The sequence below is a fragment of the Ruminococcoides intestinale genome, from assembly GCF_040095935.1.
Lineage (GTDB): Bacteria > Bacillota > Clostridia > Oscillospirales > Acutalibacteraceae > Ruminococcoides > Ruminococcoides intestinale.
In genome coordinates this window covers 46351-68808 of sequence record NZ_JBBMFQ010000001.1, presented here as the reverse complement: position 1 = coordinate 68808, position 22458 = coordinate 46351, and the positions used below count along the sequence as shown (strand labels likewise).

The 22458-nt window shown below is 42.1% G+C and carries 18 protein-coding genes and 2 riboswitches; of the genes, 7 read left to right on the top strand and 11 right to left on the bottom strand.

Annotation, left to right across the window (positions count from 1 at the left end):
* The first annotated feature begins 27 nt into the window (after window positions 1–27).
* On the top strand, window positions 28–471 hold the full coding sequence (locus tag WMO31_RS00280; protein ID WP_337606228.1) for an acyl-CoA thioesterase: 444 nt from the start codon (window positions 28–30) through the stop codon (window positions 469–471).
* A 72-nt stretch (window positions 472–543) separates the two neighbouring features.
* Here WMO31_RS00280 and WMO31_RS00275 read toward each other — a convergent pair whose 3' ends face one another.
* From WMO31_RS00275 to rny, 3 genes are all read right to left on the bottom strand, one after another.
* Window positions 544–930 carry a P-II family nitrogen regulator gene (locus WMO31_RS00275; protein WP_015523458.1) on the bottom strand — a complete coding sequence of 129 codons (387 nt, stop codon included), beginning with the start codon at window positions 928–930 and terminating at the stop codon, window positions 544–546.
* Between the two features lie 15 nt (window positions 931–945).
* Window positions 946–2196, bottom strand: coding sequence for an ammonium transporter (locus WMO31_RS00270; protein WP_367999002.1), 1251 nt, complete (start codon window positions 2194–2196; stop codon window positions 946–948).
* 631 nt (window positions 2197–2827) lie between these two features.
* Window positions 2828–4375, bottom strand: a complete 1548-nt coding sequence (gene rny / locus WMO31_RS00265) for a ribonuclease Y (RefSeq protein ID WP_101070614.1) — start codon at window positions 4373–4375, stop codon at window positions 2828–2830.
* Between the two features lie 564 nt (window positions 4376–4939).
* Here rny and gap point away from each other — a divergent pair.
* The 5 genes from gap to glgA all read left to right on the top strand — a co-directional run bounded on the left by gap (window position 4940) and on the right by glgA (window position 11998).
* The gene (gene gap, locus WMO31_RS00260; RefSeq protein WP_015523456.1) at window positions 4940–5971 is read left to right on the top strand and encodes a type I glyceraldehyde-3-phosphate dehydrogenase; all 1032 of its coding nucleotides are present in this window, start codon (window positions 4940–4942) and stop codon (window positions 5969–5971) included.
* A 262-nt stretch (window positions 5972–6233) separates the two neighbouring features.
* The gene (gene glgB / locus WMO31_RS00255) at window positions 6234–8156 is read left to right on the top strand and encodes a 1,4-alpha-glucan branching protein GlgB (RefSeq protein WP_367999001.1); all 1923 of its coding nucleotides are present in this window, start codon (window positions 6234–6236) and stop codon (window positions 8154–8156) included.
* A gap of 72 nt (window positions 8157–8228) precedes the next feature.
* Window positions 8229–9440 carry a glucose-1-phosphate adenylyltransferase gene (locus WMO31_RS00250; protein ID WP_015523454.1) on the top strand — a complete coding sequence of 404 codons (1212 nt, stop codon included), beginning with the start codon at window positions 8229–8231 and terminating at the stop codon, window positions 9438–9440.
* A complete protein-coding gene (gene glgD / locus WMO31_RS00245; protein ID WP_015523453.1) occupies window positions 9430–10542 on the top strand; it encodes a glucose-1-phosphate adenylyltransferase subunit GlgD in 1113 nt (370 codons plus the stop codon). The genes WMO31_RS00250 and glgD overlap by 11 nt, the downstream gene beginning before the upstream one ends.
* A 28-nt stretch (window positions 10543–10570) precedes the next feature.
* The gene (glgA, locus tag WMO31_RS00240; protein ID WP_367999000.1) at window positions 10571–11998 is read left to right on the top strand and encodes a glycogen synthase GlgA; all 1428 of its coding nucleotides are present in this window, start codon (window positions 10571–10573) and stop codon (window positions 11996–11998) included.
* A 303-nt stretch (window positions 11999–12301) separates the two neighbouring features.
* Here the strand turns inward: glgA and WMO31_RS00235 are convergent, their stop codons facing one another.
* The 8 genes from WMO31_RS00235 to WMO31_RS00200 all read right to left on the bottom strand — a co-directional run bounded on the left by WMO31_RS00235 (window position 12302) and on the right by WMO31_RS00200 (window position 21476).
* Window positions 12302–12865 (bottom strand): folate family ECF transporter S component, encoded by a 564-nt coding sequence (locus tag WMO31_RS00235; protein WP_367998999.1) that lies wholly within the window; start codon window positions 12863–12865, stop codon window positions 12302–12304.
* An 88-nt stretch (window positions 12866–12953) separates the two neighbouring features.
* Window positions 12954–13051: riboswitch (THF riboswitch) on the bottom strand.
* A gap of 74 nt (window positions 13052–13125) precedes the next feature.
* Window positions 13126–13788 (bottom strand): ECF transporter S component, encoded by a 663-nt coding sequence (locus tag WMO31_RS00230; RefSeq protein WP_101070602.1) that lies wholly within the window; start codon window positions 13786–13788, stop codon window positions 13126–13128.
* Window positions 13789–13895: 107 nt separating this feature from the next.
* A riboswitch (FMN riboswitch) is annotated at window positions 13896–14017 on the bottom strand.
* Window positions 14018–14050: 33 nt separating this feature from the next.
* On the bottom strand, window positions 14051–14776 hold the full coding sequence (locus WMO31_RS00225) for a DNA alkylation repair protein (RefSeq protein ID WP_367998998.1): 726 nt from the start codon (window positions 14774–14776) through the stop codon (window positions 14051–14053).
* A 15-nt stretch (window positions 14777–14791) separates the two neighbouring features.
* Window positions 14792–15661, bottom strand: a complete 870-nt coding sequence (locus WMO31_RS00220) for a LicD family protein (RefSeq protein WP_117520825.1) — start codon at window positions 15659–15661, stop codon at window positions 14792–14794.
* A gap of 50 nt (window positions 15662–15711) precedes the next feature.
* Window positions 15712–16791, bottom strand: coding sequence for a glycosyltransferase family 2 protein (locus tag WMO31_RS00215; protein ID WP_015523447.1), 1080 nt, complete (start codon window positions 16789–16791; stop codon window positions 15712–15714).
* Window positions 16785–17573: a hypothetical protein gene (locus tag WMO31_RS00210; protein WP_367998997.1), complete on the bottom strand. Its 789-nt coding sequence runs from the start codon at window positions 17571–17573 to the stop codon at window positions 16785–16787. Before WMO31_RS00210 ends, WMO31_RS00215 begins: the two co-directional genes overlap by 7 nt.
* A 42-nt stretch (window positions 17574–17615) precedes the next feature.
* Window positions 17616–18977 (bottom strand): Sapep family Mn(2+)-dependent dipeptidase, encoded by a 1362-nt coding sequence (locus WMO31_RS00205; protein ID WP_021883754.1) that lies wholly within the window; start codon window positions 18975–18977, stop codon window positions 17616–17618.
* Window positions 18978–19016: 39 nt separating this feature from the next.
* Window positions 19017–21476: a YfhO family protein gene (locus WMO31_RS00200; RefSeq protein ID WP_367998996.1), complete on the bottom strand. Its 2460-nt coding sequence runs from the start codon at window positions 21474–21476 to the stop codon at window positions 19017–19019.
* Between the two features lie 253 nt (window positions 21477–21729).
* On the opposite strand from WMO31_RS00200, the gene yfbR reads away from it, so the two are divergent.
* Window positions 21730–22317: a 5'-deoxynucleotidase gene (gene yfbR / locus WMO31_RS00195; protein WP_117522739.1), complete on the top strand. Its 588-nt coding sequence runs from the start codon at window positions 21730–21732 to the stop codon at window positions 22315–22317.
* Window positions 22318–22458 lie beyond the last annotated feature (141 nt).

Here is a 22458-nt window from a genome sequence, read left to right as displayed (position 1 = left end):
TTTCCGTATATATGTAATGGAGAAAATATGACCGAGAAATTATACAAATCAAAGGTTTCATACTATGAAACAGACTGTATGAACATTGTTCATCACTCAAATTATATCAGATATTTTGAAGATGCAAGAATCCAGTATATGCACGACATCGGTTGTGATGTTGCCGAAATGCAGTCAAAAGGATTGTATATTCCAAATGTTGACGCATATGCCCGTTACAAAAAGCCGCTTAAATTCGGCGATGAGTTTTCCGTTGAAGTAAGCCTTGTATTTTTTACGGGTTCAAGAATGATTTTTGACTATAAAATCTTCAACAATATAAACGGAGAACTTTCTGCAACAGGCAGAACAACACACTGTTTTGCAACTCCCGAGCTAAAGCCGATAAGTATAAAGCATTCAAATCCCGATTATTACAATCGGCTTCGTGACAACACTGTCAGCCCGGAAGATATTACAATAAGAAGATAAACAATTTTACAAGCAAAAAGTGCGTACCGAAATTCGGTACGCACTTTTTTGATATAGGAAAATAGGAAAATATCAGTCGTCAAAGTTGGGGGTCTGAATTGCATCGTAGCCTGTTTCTCCCGTACGGATTTTAACCGCCTGTTTAAGATAGTAGGTAAATATTTTACCGTCACCCGGGTTGCCCGTAAAGGCTGTTTTTCTGATTGCCTCAATTGTTTTTCTCTCCCATTCTTCGGAAGAAACAACAATTTCAAACTTGATTTTCGGCAAAACCTGAACATCAACCTTCTGTCCTCTTACATACTCCGACATACCTCGCTGAATTCCGCAACCGACAACCTGATACGCTGTAATTCCGTTTACGCCGATATCCGTGAGAGCCTTTTTGACATCTACAAACATTTCTTCACGAACAACGGCCTCTATTTTTATAAGCTGAATATCGTTATTGTTTTCCATACTTTAAAACCTCCGTTAGTTGTCAAGACCGTTAAATGACGGATAAGCAGCTTCACCGTGCTGTGAAACATCAAGTCCCATAAGCTCATCTCTGAGGTCAACCCTGATTTTGCCTGTAAGAAGTCTTGTGATGCCGTAGCAGATGAGTGTTCCGACAACCGCAATTACAATTGTGATGCCGATACCTGCCGCCTGAGCACCGAACTGTGCAAACTCACCGTACACAAGACCGTTACCTGCACTGCTGTTGATTGCCGTGCATGAGAACACACCTGTGAGAAGTCCGCCCCAGATACCGCCTGTACCGTGACAGCTGAATGCGTCAAGCGCATCGTCAAAGCCGAATTTTTTCTTGCCGTATGAAATCATAATATAGCAAACGGGGCTTGTTGTCAAACCGATAATAACTGCCGCCCACATTGGAACAAAGCCGGCACCGGGCGTGATACCTACAAGACCTGCAACCATACCCGTGCTTGCGCCGATAAGCGTAGGCTTTTTGTTCTTGATAATATCGCAGAGCATCCACGAGAGCATTGCGGCTGCGGCTGAAACACCTGTTGTCATAAATGCGTGAGCCGCAAGACCGTCGGCGGCAAGTGCAGAACCCGCATTAAAGCCGAACCAACCGAACATAAGAAGCGATGCACCGAGTACAACTGTCGGGATATTGTGAATTCTGTAAATTGAATGTTCATAATCGTGACGCTTGCCGAGGAGTATGCAAAGTACAAGTGCCGAAACACCCGAACTGATATGTACAACATCGCCGCCTGCAAAGTCGAGAGCACCAATACCGTCTGCACCTAAAAGTCCTCCCTGTCCCCACACCATGTGAGCGAGCGGATAATAAACGATAAGCGACCAGAAAATTGTGAAAACAAAAATTGACTTAAACTTCATTCTGCCTGCAACCGCACCCGTGATAAGAGCAGGAGTGATTACGGCAAACATCATCTGGAACGCTGAGAATACCATATTCGGAATTGACGCATCATCCGTGTAGCCCTCCGTGAGTGAAACACCCTCAAGACCGAGCCAACGGAAATCACCGATAAAAGCATTTCCCGACGGAGCAAACGAAAGCGAATAACCGAAAAGCACCCACATAACAATTCCGACACCGATAATAAAAATTGATGTCATCATTGTGTTTACAACATTTTTCTTTCGTACAAGACCGCCGTAGAACATTGCAAGACCCGGAGTCATTACAAATACGAAAGCCGCACAAAGCAGCACAAAGCCTATATTTCCTGAATCCATTTTTAACCTCCACATAAACCGTTTTTGCCGAAGCAAAAAAATAAAGCTCACAATGTTTTTATCCGATTTTGCAAGTTTTTAAAAATTTGTTGCAAAATCAGAAGAAACCAAAGTGAACTTCCTTGTCCTTTTTATATTCAGTTTTCCGAAAACTTCGTAAGACCTTTGCCTTACTGTCTTGAATTATAAAGCCTTAACGGCTGATTGTCAATACTTTTTTGAATATTTTTTAAAGTTTTTTGCTGTTTTTTAAATTACAGTTTACAATAACAGGTCAAAAATCTAAGCTACGGCACAAATTTAATTTTTGCAAGTTTATTTAATTTTCTTGCAAATTATTTTTTTGATTACAGTATATTCTTTGTAGCGTTTGTAGCGGCGAACCTCGTTCGCCGCTACATTAAATTGTGCAAACAGCTACTATACTACGCTCGGGCATAATATGTTTTTTATATTGCAAACCATCTTCCCGACCGCAATTTTCCATTTTCAATTTTCAATTTTTCATTTAATGAACCTATCTACACGAATCAGGTACGGCGGCTTGCCGTACTGGCGGATAATATCGTACCTACAAAATAAAAACTACGGTCAACATAGTCCTGTCAACCGTAGTTAAAATCAAGATATTTTATTTTGCAAAATCGGACGCTCTGCTTTCACGGATAATATTAACCTTAATCTGTCCGGGATATTCAAGCTCTTCTTCGATTTTTTTACAGATATCTCTTGCAAGCGGAATCATACGCTCATCATTTACAATTTCAGGCTTAACCATAACTCTAACCTCACGACCTGCCTGAATTGCAAAGGTACGCTCAACACCGTCAAAAGAAGACGCAACCTCTTCAAGCTTCTGGAGTCGCTTAATGTAGTTTTCAACATTTTCTCTTCTTGCGCCCGGTCTTGCGGCTGAAATAGCGTCTGCCGCCTGTACAAGACAGGCAACAATTGTTCTCGCCTCAACATCACCGTGGTGAGCGTGAATAGCGTGAATAACAGCGTCGCTTTCCTTATACTTTTTGGCAAGATCGACACCAATCTGAATATGTGTTCCCTCAACCTCATGGTCAATGGATTTACCGATATCGTGCAAAAGACCCGCACGCTTAGCAATTGTAGGATCAAGACCAAGCTCGCTTGCCATCATACCTGCAATGTATGAAACTTCAAGAGAGTGATCAAGTACATTCTGACCGTAGCTTGTACGGTAACGAAGTCTGCCGAGAAGCTTGACAAGCTCCGGATGAATGTTATGAACACCTGCGTCAAGCACGGCTCTCTCACCTGTACGCTTGATTTCGGATTCAACCTCTCTTCTTGCCTTTTCAACCATCTCCTCAATTCTTGCGGGATGGATTCTGCCGTCTGCAATAAGCTTTTCAAGTGCAATTCTTGCAATTTCTCTTCTTACAGGCTCAAAGCATGAGAGCGTGATAGCCTCCGGTGTATCATCAATAATAAGATCAACACCCGTAAGAGTTTCGATGGCTCTGATGTTACGGCCTTCCCTACCGATGATTCTGCCCTTCATCTCGTCATTGGGCAGAGGAACAACCGAAATTGTTGCCTCTGAAACCTGCTCAGCTGCAAGTCGCTGAATTGCAAGCGAAATAATGTTTCTTGCCTTGTCGTCTGCTTCCTCTTTGAGCTGTTCGGTATATTCCATAATCTTAACCGACTTCTCGTGAGCAAGCTCATTTTCAAGCTGTGAAAGCAAATAGCTTTTAGCCTGTTCTGCCGTGTAGCCCGAAATTTTTTCAAGCATTTCAAACTGGCTCTTTTTCAGAGTTTCAACTTCTTCGAGTTTTGCATCTGCATCACGAAGCTTTTTGTTGACCTTTTCTTCCTTGCGTTCCATATTGTCAAGCTTTTTGTCAAGAGTTTCTTCCTTTTGCTGGATTCTTCTCTCCTGACGCTGAACTTCCTTGCGTCGATCGGAAATTTCTTTCTCGCTCTCGTTTCTGAAACGATGAACCTCGTCTTTACCCTCAAGGACTACTTCTTTTTTCCTTGCTTCGGCTGTTTTGATTGCATCAGCCACAATCTTCTTTGCCTCCTCCTCAGCACTTCCGATTTCTTTCTCGGCAGTGTTTTTGCGGATGGCAATTCCAAGGAAAATACCTGCACCTGCGCCGATAACAACTGCGGCGACAATGCAGATAATACTTATCCACAATGGCAATCTGGACACCTCCTTAGTTTGATTTTTTAATATTTCACAGTTCCCAATCAATTAGACTTTAAAGGTGCCGTTAAAAAGATATTCAATTTTCATTTTTACTTTGTAAATATTTTTAATACATTATATATACATACGCAACCGCAAAACACCGTACAGGTTGCACAGAACGTTTCAAAAGGCGAAACGCCATAAAAATTATAAAAAATATCTATATATGACGGCTCTTTTAAAGAGTCTGATTAAAAAAGTCGCAAAAGTCAAAAACTGTACTTTTGCCAAAATCCGCATCAACGGACTATACAATTTTATAATAAAATAACCAAATTGTCAAGAATAAGCACGGGAATTTTGCAGATAATTATTACGGAAATAAAAAAGATTACAGCTTTTTGACGGTTACAGCTTAAATTTGCCTTAAAAAAGCAAAATGTGACCGTGTTTTTTACCGTATTTGTAAAAAACTCAAAAATTTTTCGTTAAATTTTTGTCAAGCTATTGAAGAAATGAAAAAAATGTAATATAATAGAAGCACCTTAGAATTTTAGGAGGAATTTTTTTATGTCAGTAAAAGTTGCAATTAACGGTTTCGGCCGTATCGGTCGTCTTGCTTTCAGACAGATGTTCGGTGCTGAGGGTTACGAAGTAGTAGCTATCAACGATCTTACAGATCCTGCTATGCTCGCAAACCTTCTCAAGTACGATACAGCACAGGGCGGCTACTGCGGTAAGATCGGTGAAAACCTTCACACAGTTGAGGCCGGCGAAGGCTCAATCATCGTTGACGGCAAAGAGATCACAATCTACGCTAAGCCAAACGCTGCTGAGCTTCCTTGGGGCGAACTCGGTGTTGATGTAGTTCTCGAGTGCACAGGTTTCTATACATCAAAGGCAAAGAGCCAGGCTCACATTGATGCCGGCGCTAAGAAGGTTGTTATTTCTGCTCCTGCAGGCAACGACCTCAAGACAATCGTTTACAGCGTAAACGAAAAGACTCTTACAGCTGACGATACAATCATTTCAGCTGCTTCATGTACAACAAACTGCCTCGCTCCTATGGCTGACACACTTAACAAGTATGCAGAAATCCAGAGCGGTATCATGTCAACAATCCACGCTTACACAGGCGATCAGATGATTCTTGACGGTCCTCACAGAAAGGGCGACAAGAGAAGAGCAAGAGCAGGTGCTGCTAACATCGTTCCTAACTCAACAGGTGCTGCAAAGGCTATCGGTCTTGTAATTCCTGAGCTCAACGGTAAGCTCATCGGTTCTGCACAGCGTGTTCCTGTTCCGACAGGTTCAACAACAATTCTTACAGCTGTTGTTAAGGGTTCTGATGTAACAGTTGAAGGTATCAACGCTGCTATGAAGGCTGCCGCTTCTGAGTCATTCGGTTACAACGAAGATCCGATCGTTTCTTCAGATGTAATCGGTATGAGATTCGGTTCACTCTTCGATTCTACACAGACAATGGTATCAAAGATTGCTGATGATCTTTATGAGGTTCAGGTTGTTTCTTGGTACGACAACGAGAACTCATACACAAGCCAGATGGTAAGAACAATTAAGTATTTCGCTGAGCTTGGCTAATCTGAATTTACAGATTATTCTTTGGGCTGTCCTTTTTGGACAGCCCTTTTTGTTTTCCTTTTCAGAAGATATTTATCCTTATTTTTCTTTATTCGTAAAATTATGCTTTAAAATGTAACATTTAGTCGCAGTTTATAAAATATACACGAAAAATTAGTTTTAAATTTTTTGAATTTGCTTGAAATTGACATATAATTTTGGTATTATATAAGTGTGAGCAAACAATCAACAATCAACAGATATTAAACAAGGAGCAATTCTTATGAATTACAGCTTTAACGAGGCAAGACCGGCTCTTGAAGTTTTTCACACCGGCGATTCAGTGCGTGCATATGATTTTTTGGGCGCACACCTCGTGAACCGTAACGACAAAAACGGAGTGGTGTTCCGTGTGTGGGCGCCAACCGCAAGGAGCGTTTCGGTTGCAGGCGATTTTAATAATTGGAACAACGAGGCAAACTATATGTATAACATCGGTTACGGTGTGTGGGAAGTGTTTGTCGAGGGTGTAAAAGAGTTTTGTACATACAAATACTGCATTGAAAGCGAATACAGCGACAGGCTTATGAAAGCAGATCCGTATGCTTTTCATGCTCAAACCCGCCCCGGTCAGGCCTCTGTTGTATATGATATAGAAAGCTATTCGTGGAATGACAGCGAATGGTTTAATAAACGCAAAGAAAACAACATTTCATCGTCACCGATGAATATTTATGAAATACATGCAGGCTCATGGAGAAAATATCCTGACGGCAACTTTTTTAACTATCAAAAGCTTGCCGATGAGCTTATCCCCTACCTAAAGGAGATGCACTACACCCATGTTCAGCTCATGCCGATTATGGAGCATCCCTATGACGGCAGCTGGGGCTTTCAGACAACCGGCTACTATGCCCCGACTTCACGCTATGGCACACCGTCTGATTTTATGGCTTTTGTTGACAAGCTTCACGGTGAAGGCATTGGTGTGATTCTTGACTGGGTTCCGTCAAATTTTCCGACGGACGATTTCGGACTTGCAAGGTTTGACGGTTCACCTCTTTATGAAAGCAACGATCCAAAAACAAGCAAGCGTGACTCATGGGGAACCTGCCTTTTCAACTACGCAAGATTCGAGGTTACAAGTTTTCTTGTTTCATGCGCAATGTTCTGGCTCGACAAATATCATATTGACGGCTTGAGAATCGGCGCACTCTCCTCTATGCTCTACCTCGATTACGGTAAAACCGAGGGCGAATGGGAACCGAACAAATTCGGCGGAAAAGAAAATCTTGACGCCGTTGATTTTGTAAAAAGACTCAACACGGCTGTTCATATGTACCACCCCGATGTTATGATGTTTGCTGAAGAAAACACATCGTGGCCAAAGCTTACTCATAAAATAGAGGACGGCGGTCTTGGTTTCGACTTCAAGTGGAACATGGGCTGGATGAACGATATGCTGCACTATATGTCACTCAATTCGATGTGGCGGCCGTTCAATCATGACAGTCTTACTTTCAGCTTTTATTATGCTTTTTCAGAAAAATTCCTTCTGCCGATTTCACACGACGAGGTTTCTCACGGCAAAGGCTCACTCATAAAGCAGATGCCCGGAAAGTATGACGAGCAGTTTGCAGGCGTGAGAGCATTCATAACATATATGTACGCTCATCCGGGCAAGAAACTCGTGTTCATGGGAACTGAAATCGGACAGTTTGACGAGTGGAATCACGAAGAGGCAATTCAATGGGATTTGCTTGAATTTGAAAAGCATAAAAAGCTCAGAACATTTTTTAAGGAGCTCAACAAATTTTATCTTGACTGCAAGCCGCTCTACGAGCTTGACACGGTCTGGAAAGGCTTTGACTGGATTCACCATGACGATTACACAAACAGTGTTATTGCATTCAAGCGCACCGACAAAAACGGTGATGAAATTGTTTCGGTATGTAATTTTCAGCCCATCAGGCGTGACGAATACTGCATCGGTGTTCCTAAATACGGTCTTTATGACGAGGTTTTCAACTCTGATGAAGAGCGTTTCGGCGGAAGCGGTGTTGTAAACGGTAATAATATCAAAACCGAGGTAATGAAAATTCACGGTTTTGATCAGGGACTTTCACTCACTCTCCCCCCTCTCAGTGTAATCTATCTGAGGTGTGCAAAAGAACTTGAACCCGATGAAGCTCAGAAAGAAAATTGATATTTTCAGTCACAAGACTGTAATTAATAAGTTTAATAAAGATAATAAAATAAATATCGGAGGTATTTTAAGATGTTTCCAAAAAAGGAAGTAGTGGCTATGCTGCTTGCCGGCGGTCAAGGCTCTCGTCTTGGCGTGCTTACCAAAAAGCTTGCAAAGCCTGCCGTACCGTTTGGCGGCAAATATCGTATTATTGATTTCCCGTTATCTAACTGTGTAAATTCAGGCATTGACGCTGTAGGTATTCTCACACAGTATCAGCCTCTTGTTCTTAACGAATACATAGGAAACGGACAGCCGTGGGATCTTGACAGTATGCACTCGGGTGTAAACTGTCTCAGCCCTTATCAGGCTGTTGACGGCGCAGACTGGTATTCGGGAACAGCCAATGCAATTTATCAGAATATCAACTACATTGAGCGTTATAATCCTGAATATGTGGTCATCCTTTCGGGCGACCATATCTACAAAATGGACTACAACAAGATGCTTGAATATCATAAGGAAAAGAATGCCGCTTGTACAATTGCGGTAATTGATGTTTCGCTTGAAGAAGCCTCAAGATTCGGTATTCTCAACACAAATGAGGACGGCTCAATCTACGAATTTGAAGAAAAGCCTGCTCATCCGAAAAGCACTAACGCTTCAATGGGCATCTATATTTTCAGCTGGAAGGAACTTAAAAAGTATCTTACGGAGGATGAATTCAAAGAGGGTTCAAGCCACGATTTCGGTAAGGATGTCCTCCCTGCCATGCTTGACGCAGGTGAGCGCATGTTTGCATATCCTTTTGAAGGCTATTGGAAAGATGTGGGAACAATCGACAGCCTTTGGGAGGCTAATATGGATCTTCTCGATCCAAAGGTTACTTTAGACCTCAAGGATATCTACTCAAGAAACCCGATGATGCCTCCGCACTATGTTTCAAACGAGGCGTCAATCCAAAATTCACTCGTTGCCGACGGATGCAATGTTTACGGCAACCTTGAGTTCTCAATTCTCTTTGCAGGTGTTACAATCGGTAAAAATGCTACGATTAATTCTTCAATCATCATGCCCGGTGCGGTAATTGAGGACGGTGCCGAGGTTCAGTTTGCTATCATTGCCGAAAACACCGTTGTAGGCAAAAATGCAAAAGTCGGACAAAACCCCGAAGAAACGGAAAATATTGACGACTGGGGAATTACTGTTGTCGGTGCAAATACCGTTATCAAAGAAAACACAGTTATCAAAGCAAAAACCATGATAGACAGCGACACGGAGGTGGACGGCAATGAGAAGTAATAATGTACTCGGTTTCATCTTTGCGGCAACACTTGACGACAAAATCCCCGAGCTTGCATCTTCAAGAACAACTGCAAGCGTTCCGATCGGCGGAAAATACAGAATTATCGACTTTGACCTTTCAAATATGTCAAACTCAGGTATCAGCAATGTAGGCATAGTTGCAAAAAGCAACTTTCAGTCACTTATGGATCATGTGGGTTCGGGCAGTGCATATGACCTTTCAAAGAGAAGGAGCAATCTTTCAATTCTCCCACCATATGACGGCAAGGCTTTTTCAAGCTTTGTTGAAACAATCTACAATATGCACGGCTACATTGAGCATTGCCGTGAGGAGTATGTGCTTATTTCACAGGGCAATGTAATTACTAACATTGATTACACAGATGTTTTTGACTTCCACTCAAAGAAGAAGGCAGACATTACACTTATATATAAGAATCATGCAATTCCGCAGGGCTACGACAGACCGATTACCCTTGATGTAGACAATGACGGCAAGGTAAATCAGATTTTTGTAAAGCCCGGTGTTGTTGACAAAGGGGTATTCAACCACGCATACGGCTCTATTCTCATCAAGAAAGACCTTCTTATGAGTGAAATCCGAAATGCCATCAGCGTTAATCAGCTTGATGTAAAGCGACTTCTTCAGAGCAGTCTGGGCAAATACAGTATTTATGCTTATGAAAATAAGGGTTACTGTGCGGCAATCAGCTCAATCAACGATTACTTTGAGTTCAATATGGATCTTATGAAAAAAGAAGTAAGGGATGAGCTTTTCAATCCGCAAAGACCTATCTATACAAAGGTAAGAGATGACGCTCCGTCACGCTACGGACTTACAAGCAATGTGAAAAATTCAATCATTGCACAGGGTTGTGTTATCAACGGTGAGGTTGAGAACTGCGTTATTTCAAAGGGTGTTTATGTCGGCGAAGGCGCAAAGCTTTCTAACTGTATTGTAATGCAGGACACAAAAATAGGTTGCAATACCAACCTCAACTATGTTATCATAGATAAGGATGTTACCATCAAGGATGGTCGATCACTTATGGGATATGATTCGTACCCCATTTATATTGCTAAAAAATCTGTTGTATAAAGTTGTTTAAACAGGAGGTAATCTTACAATGAGAATTTTATACTGTGCTTCAGAGGCTAATCCTTTCTGCGGCAGTGGCGGACTTGCTGATGTAGCAGGAAGTCTTCCGCACACACTTTGCAGAAAAGGTCAGGATTGCAGAATTGTTGTTCCGCTTTACGGCACAATTACGCAGGAACTTAAAAACTCCATGAACTTCATCACAAACTTTACCGTGCCGGTTGCATGGCGTCATCAGTATTGCGGTTTGTTCTGGGCAAGATGGAATGACTGTACATACTATTTTATTGATAACGAATATTATTTCAAGAGAGGCACTCTCTACGGTCATTATGATGACGCTGAAAGATTTGCTTTCTTCTCCCGTGCAATTCTTGAAATGCTTCCTTACATTGATTTCCATCCCGACATCATTCATTGTAATGACTGGCAGACGGCTCTTGTTCCTGTTTACTACTATCTGTTCTATTCACACAGACCATGGTACTATAACATTAAGAGTCTGTTCACTATTCACAACATCCAGTATCAGGGTGAATACGGCTGGGAAGTTAACACAGAGTGCGTCGGCATTCCTGCATCCGAAACAAAGATTCTTGAAATGAACGGCAAACTCAATATGATGAAGGGTGCTATCGAAACAGCTACCCGTGTTTCAACTGTTTCTCCAAGCTATGCGGCTGAAATTAAAGACCCGTGGTTCAGTTGGGGACTTCATGACGAACTCAATCTTCGTCATTACAAGCTTTGCGGTATCAAGAACGGTATTGACACAGAAAGCTACAATCCCGAAACAGACTATCAGCTTTATCGCAATTATTCAAAGGACGATATGAGCGGCAAGGGCGAATGTAAGCGTGCTTTGCAGGAGCGTTTGTGTCTTGAACAGCGCTGGGATGTTCCGCTGGTCGGTATGGTAACAAGACTTGTTGCACACAAGGGACTTGACCTTGTAAGAATGGGCCTTGAGGAGCTTATGGACACAGAAAATATGCAGTTTGTAATTCTCGGTTCAGGTGACAAGGAGTACGAGGACTACTTCAACTATATGCAGGCGAAGTATCCGGGCAGACTTTGCTTCTGTCACGGCTATGTTCCCGAACTTGCAAGAAAGATTTACTCAGGCGCAGATATTTTCCTTATGCCTTCTGCTCAGGAGCCTTGCGGTCTTGCACAGATGATTGCACTCCGTTACGGTACAATTCCTGTTGTTCGTGAGGTTGGCGGTCTTAAAGACTCTGTTTTCGACAGTGCCGACAACTACGGTAATGGATTCACATTCAAAAACTATGAATGTGCAGATATGCAGCTTGCCGTAAGACGAGCATTGTGGGGCATTCAGGACGACCAGGGTTGGCATCAGCTTATGTGGCGTGCTATGATGAGCGACAACAGTTGGGATCGTTCGGCTCAGGACTACATCAATCTCTACAACGATACCCTCAAGTGGGCTTAATCGTGCAGTCAAATTTTATAACAAAAAATTCAGTCGGAAAGCAGATTTCAAATTTGCTTTCCGACTTTTGATTTATTTGAAATAGCAATCTCGTAGGGGCGGATATTATCCGCCAGCACGGCGAGCCGCCGTTCCCAATTCGAGCAGATAGTTTGATAGAAAAACAATTCCAATGCCCGAATTAGGTGAATTTATGTTTACAAAAAATTATTTTTCACAAAAACAAAAAAGGTTGGAAACTACTGCGGGGAGCAGTCGATTTCCAACCTTAAAGTTTTGCATTAGTTTTTCATCAGGTTCTCTTTATTGCGTGCGGAACACACGAATTTTACCTGCAAGCTTACCAAGAGCAAACACAAGAATAATCTCGGGAATGCACTTAACGGCAACGCTGATGAATCTTGCTGTAAGATAAACTGTGTACGGTGTTGAACCGCCGCCGTAGAGTGTGTAAAGCCAGAAAGCCGCAAGGAATGTTTCAACGCAGAGCATATTTGTAAACCATGCAAGAACAACTCTGAGCGGAGTTACATTGTTCTTATAAAGAAACATACCGTAGATAAAACCTGTAATAAAACCGTTGATTGTAAAGCCGGGGAAATATGCGCCTGTCGGAGCAATGATAAATGAAAGAATATCTCCCAAAGCACCGACAATTGCGGCAGGAATCGGTCCGAACATTACGCCTGTTACGGCAATGGGAAGGAACGCTGCGCTGAGCTTTACATTGTTTCCGAAAAACGGAAGTGTGCTGTTTGCAAAAAATCCAAGAACAATACGGAGTGCAAGCAGCATTGCAATTGCCGCAAGAGCGTAGATACTCTTCATTTCAAGCAAAGAGCTTTGAATTTTTTTGAGTTGTGACATATTTTTTACCTCCTGAATCTCTGTTGTTGCTTCAGGAAGAAAAAAAGCGGACAGATTGCTCTGCCCGCTGAATTATATGTCCCAAAGTAACAGCGGGATGCGAAATCTGTACCGCAGGATAAACCTTTCGTTCTTGCGGCAACTCCCCGTCCGCAAAACACTTCACGCACAAATTTCTACTCTGTGATAGATGCCTTTCGACACCATATGCTATTATACGCCTGAATTTGCTGTTTGTCAACCAAAAATTAATTTCGGGTTTACTGAACTGTTGCTTTTTTCTTCTTTGTAAGAAGGGCATCGAGGCTGTTGATAAGTCTTGAAAGCGGCTTGTAGATTATAAAAACAACTACCGAAATGATGAGTCCCTTAATGATGTTGAATGGACCTACGCAGTACAGGCAGAATGTAAATGTGCCGTCAATTGCAGGGAAAATCGCCTGTCCCATTTTGATAATTTCTGTAAGCGGCATAAATGACGAGTAGAGCGGAACAAGCACAAATGTGTTAAGAACCACACCGATAGCCGCCATTGCAACCGTACCCGTAAGCATTCCGACAATCGCACCGACTCTTGTTTTTTTGTACTTGTAGATGAAGCCTGCCGGCAGAATAAACGAACAGCCGATGAGGAAGTTTGCAAGCTCCCCTACTCCGCCTGTGCTTGTGCCTTTGATAAGAAACTTAACGAGAATTTTTACAAATTCAATTACTACACCGGCAATCGGTCCCATGCTGAATGTTCCGACAAGAACGGGAACTTCGGAAAAATCGAACTCATAGAATGAAGGTGCGATGAATCCGAGGGGAAATTCAAAGAACATAAGAACTGCCGAAAGTGCCGCAAGCATAGCGGTTACGGCAAGCTTTGTTGTCTTTGCCGTGTTGTCTGAATTGATTGTTTTTGCTTTTGATTTTGTCATTACGACCACTCCTGAAAAATTATTTCGAGTTGTCGGGAAAAGAAAAATCCCGCTACAAATGTAACGGGATTGCGTACCAAAATAAAACAGACGAACCGCCTGTTCTGTCGCATCTTCTCGTATCCGGACTATGACCGTCGGTGTCTGAATTTCACAGACTCGGCAGGCTTTCACCTGTTCGTGGACTTTAACCACCGGTGGAGAATTTCACTCCGCCCCGAAGACAACTGTTGATTATATTATATGCCGATTTTCGGATTTGTCAATATCTCTTCATGGTTTTGAGATATTTTTTCGTTTCATCGTCAATTCTGAAACTTTCAACGCATTTCCGAATCATTTTATTAAAGGTTGCATTATCAAGCGAATTTGACTTTATGTACCGCATAGTCTGTTCTCTGCACTTTGCAAGTGCCGTTGCAACAAGCCAAGCCCTTGCCATACTCACATAATAATGCGGATTTTTCGCACTGTCACAACATTCAAGCACCGTGTCTATGTACTCATCTTCAAGATAATAGTCGAGCATCAGCACAAGACCTGCACGAATTATCCACGGATTGTCGCTTTTGGTGTATTCGCAAACATGAGGGAAAAATTCTGATTTGTACTTTTTGGTTTCTTTGAGATTTGCACAAAAGCCGTCGCAAACCGCCCAGCTGTCTATACGCTGTACAAAATCATCGCTGTACATCAAAAATTCTTCATAGCTTTCGGTTTTGAGCAAACCGATTACAATACCTCGCATTGTTTTTTCTTCATAAGAATTATCAGTTGTCTGATCTAAAAAACTGCGTCCGTTGCCCTTAGAAATTTCCTTGCCGAGCTTTCGCATAATAGGCATTCTTACTCCGATAAAAAAGCCCTTGTCATTGTCGGGAATCAATGAGGAATGAAAGCTTCTGTACTTTTCATCGGCATATGAACGAAGTTCCTCTACAAAATCATCATAGTCATTTTTATTCCAATTATCTCTTATAAGCTCCATAATGCACCGTTATTTTTACTTATTATTTCTTTTGCTGTCATAAATTTCGCACGGTGAGTTCAGGTCAAGATATGCAATATCGTGGTGTGGCACTCTGTCCTCAACCGGCGGAAGCTGCATATAATCACCGAAAACCATTCTGAGATACTCGTCATAGCCCGACATACACGGCATTTTTATGCCCTCAAATGTGACATAATCAACGCCCGAATAAATGTGTTTCGGATACTCAATTTTCATCCAATGAGGGCCTGAACAAAGCTCCGTTACACACTTGTTTTTATCAAGCCTGTACTTAATCATATGCTTTTCGGCAGTTCTCCAAATCTTTTCACGGAGCTTTTTTCCTCTGAAAATTGAAAGCAAAGCCTTACTGCCTGCCCCCACAATTCCGCCGTGCTTTTCGGGAACAACCTGAGCCAAAAACAGCGAATAAAGCATTGTCCACACATACTGCATTTTGCGTGCAAAACGGCTGTCGGGACAAACATCAAGCGGAAAGACATCAAGCACAAGTCCGTGCGGAATATCAACCTCGGTCTGATTTGTCTTGACCATAGTGTAATTCGTGTCGGTTACGGTCATAAAAATATTGCCCGTGAACATATCGCTGTCAGTTTTGAGAAGTCGAAATCTTCCGTCTGCGCCCTGTTCATGCCAAAGCTTGTACAGCTTTTCGTAGTCCTCTCGTGGCAGCATAACATCAACATCATCATCCCACGGAACGAATCCGCCGTTTCTGAGCGCACCGATTAACGCACCGCCGATGAGATAGAATGTGAGATTGTTCTTTTCGCAAAAGTCCCTGAAATACACGAGCATATCAAGCTGTTTAAGCTGTAACTCACGCAAAAGTTCGGGGGTAAGTTCTACTTTTTCAGTCATAAGTATCTCCGTAAATATCAAATACGGGCGGAGATTATCCGCCCAAAAAATTATTTGTATGAATGACCGGGAAGTGTGTTTTCCCTGATTTTTCTTTTTACCTTTTCAATGTGTTCTTTCGCACCGCTGTTTTTGATTTTCTTCCGCCATGACGGAATCTGAATCAAACCAACAATTGTGCCTATTCCGTAGGCAACATGGAGCAACGGGAAAATGAACGGCAAAAACACAAACTGAGGCTGAACATTTTTCATTGTGCAACATCCGACAGCGTTTACAATATCAAACATTCCGTAGATTATCAAAAGAATGTACAAAAAAAGCGGAAGTCCGAGAAATGCAAGCACGGAACAGCCGAGAAGTGCCATTACAAATAGAAACGGTGCAAAGTGAAAGTATGAAAGACAACCAGGACATTCCGAGAGTGTAAGTCCTATCCACCGTCCGTTTGAATACTTCTGCCTTATCATTCCGTGAAGGTCGTTTCGTGAATGCTGATACGAAATAATATCTGGGCAACAGCACATCTTGTAGCCCGCCATTCTAATGCGGTAGTGAAATTCATTATCCTCGGTTCTGCCGAGATTTTCGTTAAATCCGCCGACCTTAGCAATAACCTCTCTGCGGTAAGCCGCATGAAAAAGGCTGTCAAGATATTCCTTTTGCGCAAGCGGCCGTCTGTACGAAGCAACCGAACTGCCGAACAGAGAATCCTCAGCCGCAAGCAAGGTAAGCTTCCAGCTTGAAACATTTGAAGTGATATTCGGTCTGCCGCCGCCTACAACATTTTCGCCCTGCTTTATGTTATAAACATTTCGTGAAACAAAGTTTCTCGGAATTCTTGCGTGAGCGTCAACTCTTATGATAACATCGCCCTTTGCGGTCATCAGAGCGGCATTCCATGAGGTTGCCTGATTACGCTTTACGCATTGAACAACGGACACATTCCAAAATCCGTAGTCGGTATCACGGAATTTTTCCATTTTCTCTTTAGTATCATCGGTTGACATACTGTCAACAAATACCACCTCAATTTTATCATGCGGATAGTCCTGAAGTGCAATATCCCTGAAAAGTCCGCTCAAAGCATTCGATTCGTTATAGGCTATCATACAAAGTGAAACTAACATATAATATCTCTGCTCCCTTCAAGCTCGAACAACCATTTTGCAGACATTGCAGAGGTTGTCAGAAAATAAGGTACGACATAAAATGCCGGAACAACAAAAAAGCACAAAGCCGCCCAGCCGATAAAACCGATAAACAGCTTTATTGTGGAGATGAAGTTCTTTATTGAAAAAGCCATCATTCTCGGAAGATAAATTCCGAGCGGCAGATGTTCGTTAAAACCGTAAGCCAAAAATGTATAATGAACAAAAATAATGTAACACACCACAACAACCGCAGTGCTGACGATAAACGCCAAAACAAGCAATACAGCCACAACCGCCGTGAGTGAGGGTGAATTTTCAATTATTTTATCCGAAACCGCACTAAGATAATTGAACACATTGAGCAGACCGCTTATGATAAAAAACAAGCCGACTGAAATTACATCAAGAATAACAGACTTAAAAAATAATTTCGGCTTTTTATAATAGTAAAAAACATCAAGAGGACTGCACTCTCTGCCCCTGACTACATTACACACACTTCTGTAAACTCCGTTTATGAGCGGCAGACACACAACAACAAAAGCAAAAAATACAAGCCCGAAAATCATTGTAAGCATCTGCTGAGTCTGATTCGGATTTTTTACATCATAAAGTCCTGCCACAGACATTGCAAGGCTGAACGCAAACAGCCCTGTCAAAAATGCAAGCACAGTGACCATTATCTCTGAGATAATCACCGACCGATTCCCCTCAAGAACCTTTTTTGCCTGTTTTCTAACAGTTTTTTCCGTATTCATTAGCATTCCCTTTTCATCTGAATTTGTTCATAACGAAACGCATTATTCTCCGTCAGTAAACATTCTGTACATTGCCTCAAGGCAAATCTGAGCGTGTTTAAAGAAGTTCTCCTTATCCATACTTTCGTCTGCATTGTGCATACGAACATCGTCATTTTTGAATGCAGGACCGAATGCAACACCGTTACCTCCGAGCATTCTTGCGTATGTTCCGCCGCCTGTTGAATAAAGCTCAGCCTTTTCACCTGTTACGCTTTCATAAGCGTCAGAGAGAAGCTTTACAAGCTTGCTGTCCTTATCGGCATAAAGCGGTTCTTCGTGATTGAGAACAGTAACCTTGAGGTCGCTGATTTTTGCAACCTTTTTGAACTGTTTGAGAACTCTGTTTCCGCTCACGGTAACGGGATAACGGATATCAAACACAGCCTTTGCGGTCTGTCCCTCAATATTCACGCTGCTGAGGTTTACGGTGAGCGAGCCCGAAACAGCGTCGCTCATTTTAAGACCGAGTGATCTGCCGTTTGTTTCCTTGTTAATTGCGTAGTCAATAAATGAACAGATTGAACCTGTTTCCTTTGTTGTGTAAACATTTGAGATAAGGTCAACAAGTGCCGCTGCGGCATTGTAGCCCTTGTCCGGTTCACACGCATGAGCCGCTTTGCCACGGCTGATTATCATAAGACCGTCAATAGTGTAATTAAATTCAAAATCACCGTCACTTGCGTCTGCAAGGCGCATGAGAGTCTGCTCGTCATAGTCTGATGAATCAAGCATTACATACGCTCTGTCGGGAACTGCATTAACTGCTCTGCCTGCATGGAACTGGCTGAGTGTTGTTGCATTATTTAAAAGTGTGCTGACTTCAAGCTGAAGAATACCCTTTTCGGCAAAGCAGATGCCGTAGTCGCTGTCGGGAGTGAATGCCATGTCGGGAAGTGGATTTTTCTTGAAATAATTTTCCATATCCTCCATACCCGTTTCTTCACCCGTGCCGTAAATAGCACGCAGAGTGTTCACGCCCTTTACACCGCTGTCCTTGATTGCTTTCAAACAATAGAGAGTAACAAGAGCCGCACCCTTGTCGTCTGCAATTCCTCTACCGTAAAGTCTGCCGTCCTTTTCGGTAAGCGCATACGGCGGAACGCTCCAGCTGTTTCCCGCAGGAACAACATCAAGGTGAGTAAGCACACCGCAAAGCTTTCCGCTGTTGCCAAGGGTTATATGACCGCTCTTGTCGGTTGTTCTCTCCCCTGTCAGTCCGAAATCTTCTGCTCTTTTAAGAATAAAATTCAAGGCATTATCGCACTCGTCATTCTTTTCACCGTCAACCGATTCAAAAGAAAGAAGTGTGTTAAGATCCTTTAAAAGTTCGTCTTTGAAGTCAAGTATTTTGTTTCCAAACATAATAAATACCTCCGTACTTAAATGCTGATTATATCTTTATCAGTTTTTATTTTTTCTTTTTTTAACTGTTTTAACGGTCACAATAACCGCACAGTAGATTAAAAATGCTCCGAATGCGCAAAGGCTGATTTTGACACCTGTTGAAAATCCGGGTGTTTCGTAGGTGAACACAATGTCACACTTTTCCCCCTTTGGAATCTTAACAGCCATAAAGCCGTAGTCAACCTTTTCAACATCTGCCGCCTTACCGTTTACAGTTGCGGTAAAACCATCGCTGTAAGGAACGCTGAAAAACAACAGGTTATCGTCACCCTTTTTATTATTGTAAACAGCCTTAAAGCCGTTATCTGTATATTCAAATGAAGTACAACTGTTCAAGGCTCTGAGGTTACAAACCTTTTTGTAATCTGAATTACTGTAATCAAACTTTTCCGTAATGCTGTCGTAATCCTCCGGATGTTTGCCGTACAAAAGCTTGTACTTTTCATCGCTGTAGCCCGTAATATCGGAATACTTCTTCATAAGGTCACGGGGAAGAACCATTGCGTAGAGCAAAGCCTCGGACTTGTGTGCGTTCGTCACAAGGTCAAATTCTTCTTCGGCAATGAACTTATCAAAGGTGTATCCCATAGGAATGTAGTATTCGTTGCGGTAAATATCAAAACGGTTCTGCGTTCTGAGATATTTCCAACCCGGCATTCTTGTGTTGCCGTTTTCGTCAACGAATGAATTCAGACTTCCCGATTTTCCGTCGCCACGGTAATCAAAAAGATACTTACAACTCAGAAACGGGCGAAGTCCGTATACATCAAGGTCAGGTCTTGACGCAACATCCCTTGTAATTCCGAGTGCATCGTAAAACTGCATTATAGATGTTGAAACAGAACTCTGAAAGCAGTTAATGCTCTGAATCTGCCAGAACATTGCCGTGTTGTCAACACATTCGTAAAAATCACTGCGAACATTGTCAATATCGGCAATTGTGATACCGTCACGCCTGTTTATGATATCTTCTTTGATGGTATTTGTACTGCTGCTTGAGAAATAGCCTGTGGCGATTATAAAATATGAGGTAAAAAGCGAAACGCTCAGGATACCAACAGTGAGCATAACCGTAAATCTCTTTTTGTTTCGTCTGAATTTTTTGATGATTAGAACGAACGCAAGCAGACTTAACAAAGCCATAAGAACATAGAGCCAATAGCGTTCAAATGTTGCCTGAGTGCCGATAACCGTATTTTGAATATCGCCGCTCTCCTCATCCGTATAGCTCACAGGCATAAGACCTATCAGCAGAGTTGCGCCTACCGTAATTCCTGCCGACCAACGAATCGCCCTGTTCCAATCGGTTTTTCTGTTTTCAAACGCCTTGATTGTTGCAAGAACAAGCATAAGCACGCCCATATAGAACCATCTTGCGTAGTAAATTGAGCTGTTCATAAGCTGGAACATACTGTTCAAAACAGGCACACACGCAAACACCGCAAGCACGGCAAGAAGCTTTTTGAGCCAGCTTTTTCGGCAAACCTGAAAATATGCGATAACTCCCGTCATTCCGACAAGCGGCAACCATGCCGCAACAGACGCCCATCTGCAATTTGAGCCGGGTGTGAACACAGGGAATGCAGGCATATCTGCGGGGAAAAACAGGCTTAAAATTATCAGCCAGTATTTTTGCGGTTGACTGTAGACAAGCGAATCCCAGCCGTTCGGAAGTTCGGCAAGCCTTGGGTTTCCCATTAAGCCGAGCACTGACGGCAGCAGTATGAATGCCGTTGCAAGGAATCCTATGATAACCTCAAACGCAAGCAAGAGAAAATTTTTAACTTTAAATTTGTAGGTTTTGGTAAGCGTAATCATAAGAAAATAGATGATTACGAACAGAACCTGTCCCACAAAGAAGTAGTAGTTCACAACACAGGCGGAGAATACCGCAAGTGCGAACACTATTCTTTTTCCGTCATAGATGAATGCGTCAAGTGCCGCAAGCAACAGCGGAAACATTATCATCGGTTCATGGAAGTGGAAAAAGAACACATTGTAGATTGAAAATCCCGAAAATGCATACAGCAATCCGCCTATAAGAGCGAAATTCCTGTCAGCCACATATCTTTTCAGATAGAGATATGCGGAAAGTGACGCACAGCCGAATTTTAAAATCAGCAACGGTCCGATAAGATACGGTACAGCCTCACTCGGGAACGGAATTGTCAGCCAAAAGAACGGACTGCCAAGAAGATAAAAGCTGAAGCTTGAGAGCATATCCGTTCCGAGGTCAACATTGTGCATCCAACCCATATCACCGTTTCTTACGGCGTCATGCACAAGCTGATAAAACGGAATTTCCTGAACATTGAAATCACCGTAATAATAGAAAACACCGCCACCCATTATGATAAACGGTAGAAAAAGTGCTGTTGCAGTTATAATTGATATAAGAAACACACGCAACCCAAATAGTTTTTGTGTTGGATATTTTTGCAAAATTCTGCTCGGCATAAAACCCTCCACGGAGCAAAAAGTCTGAAAAAATCTTTTTTCGATAATTTCTTTACTTTTAAATTATGAATAGTATAATCAGTAATATAAATGTCCTTCACCGTCATTTATTCAAAAGACACCTACATATTCAATTCGGAGCAACACTCTGCTTTGCTTGCAGAGAACAGAGTACACTCGCATTTAGATTACATTATAACATAATGCGATACAAATTGCACTAATTTTTAGCAAAAAACAGGAGAAACTACCTATGAATATTTCACATTTTTACGCAATGCTTTCAAGAATGAGGTACATCAACCGTTGGGGACTTATGAACAACACACGCTGTGAAAACCTCAGCGAACACAGTCTTGATGTTGCAATGATTGCACATTGCCTTGTTTTGATTCACAACAAGCGTTTCGGCGGTAATCTCAATGCCGAAAGAGCCGCATTGCTCGCACTTTTCCACGATGCAACCGAAATCATAACAGGCGATATGCCGACTCCCGTAAAATACTTCAACCCCGAAATCAAAAATGCCTATAAGGAGATTGAAACAACGGCAGGCAACAGGCTTGTGTCGATGCTTCCGGATGATTTTAAGGACGATATGGATAAAATCATCAAAATGAACGGTGCAGGTGACGATGAACTTAAAAAATATGTAAAAGCGGCGGACAAGTTTTCCGCACTCATAAAATGTATTGAAGAAATAAAAATGGGCAACAGCGAGTTTTCAAAGGCAAAAGAGGCAACCGAAAAATCAATTCACAATATGAATATGCCCGAAAACGAGGTGTTTGAAAAAGAGTTCCTTCCGTCCTTCTATTTGTCACTTGACGAACAGGATTGACAGTTATCGACAAAAAAATCAATATTTTCAGTCAGATTTTTCGCTAAAACTTTACGAAAAGACAGATTTTTATTCTAATTTAGAATTAAAATAAATTCTCATATGGTATAATAGACTATACTTATGTATTGTGTGCTTTTT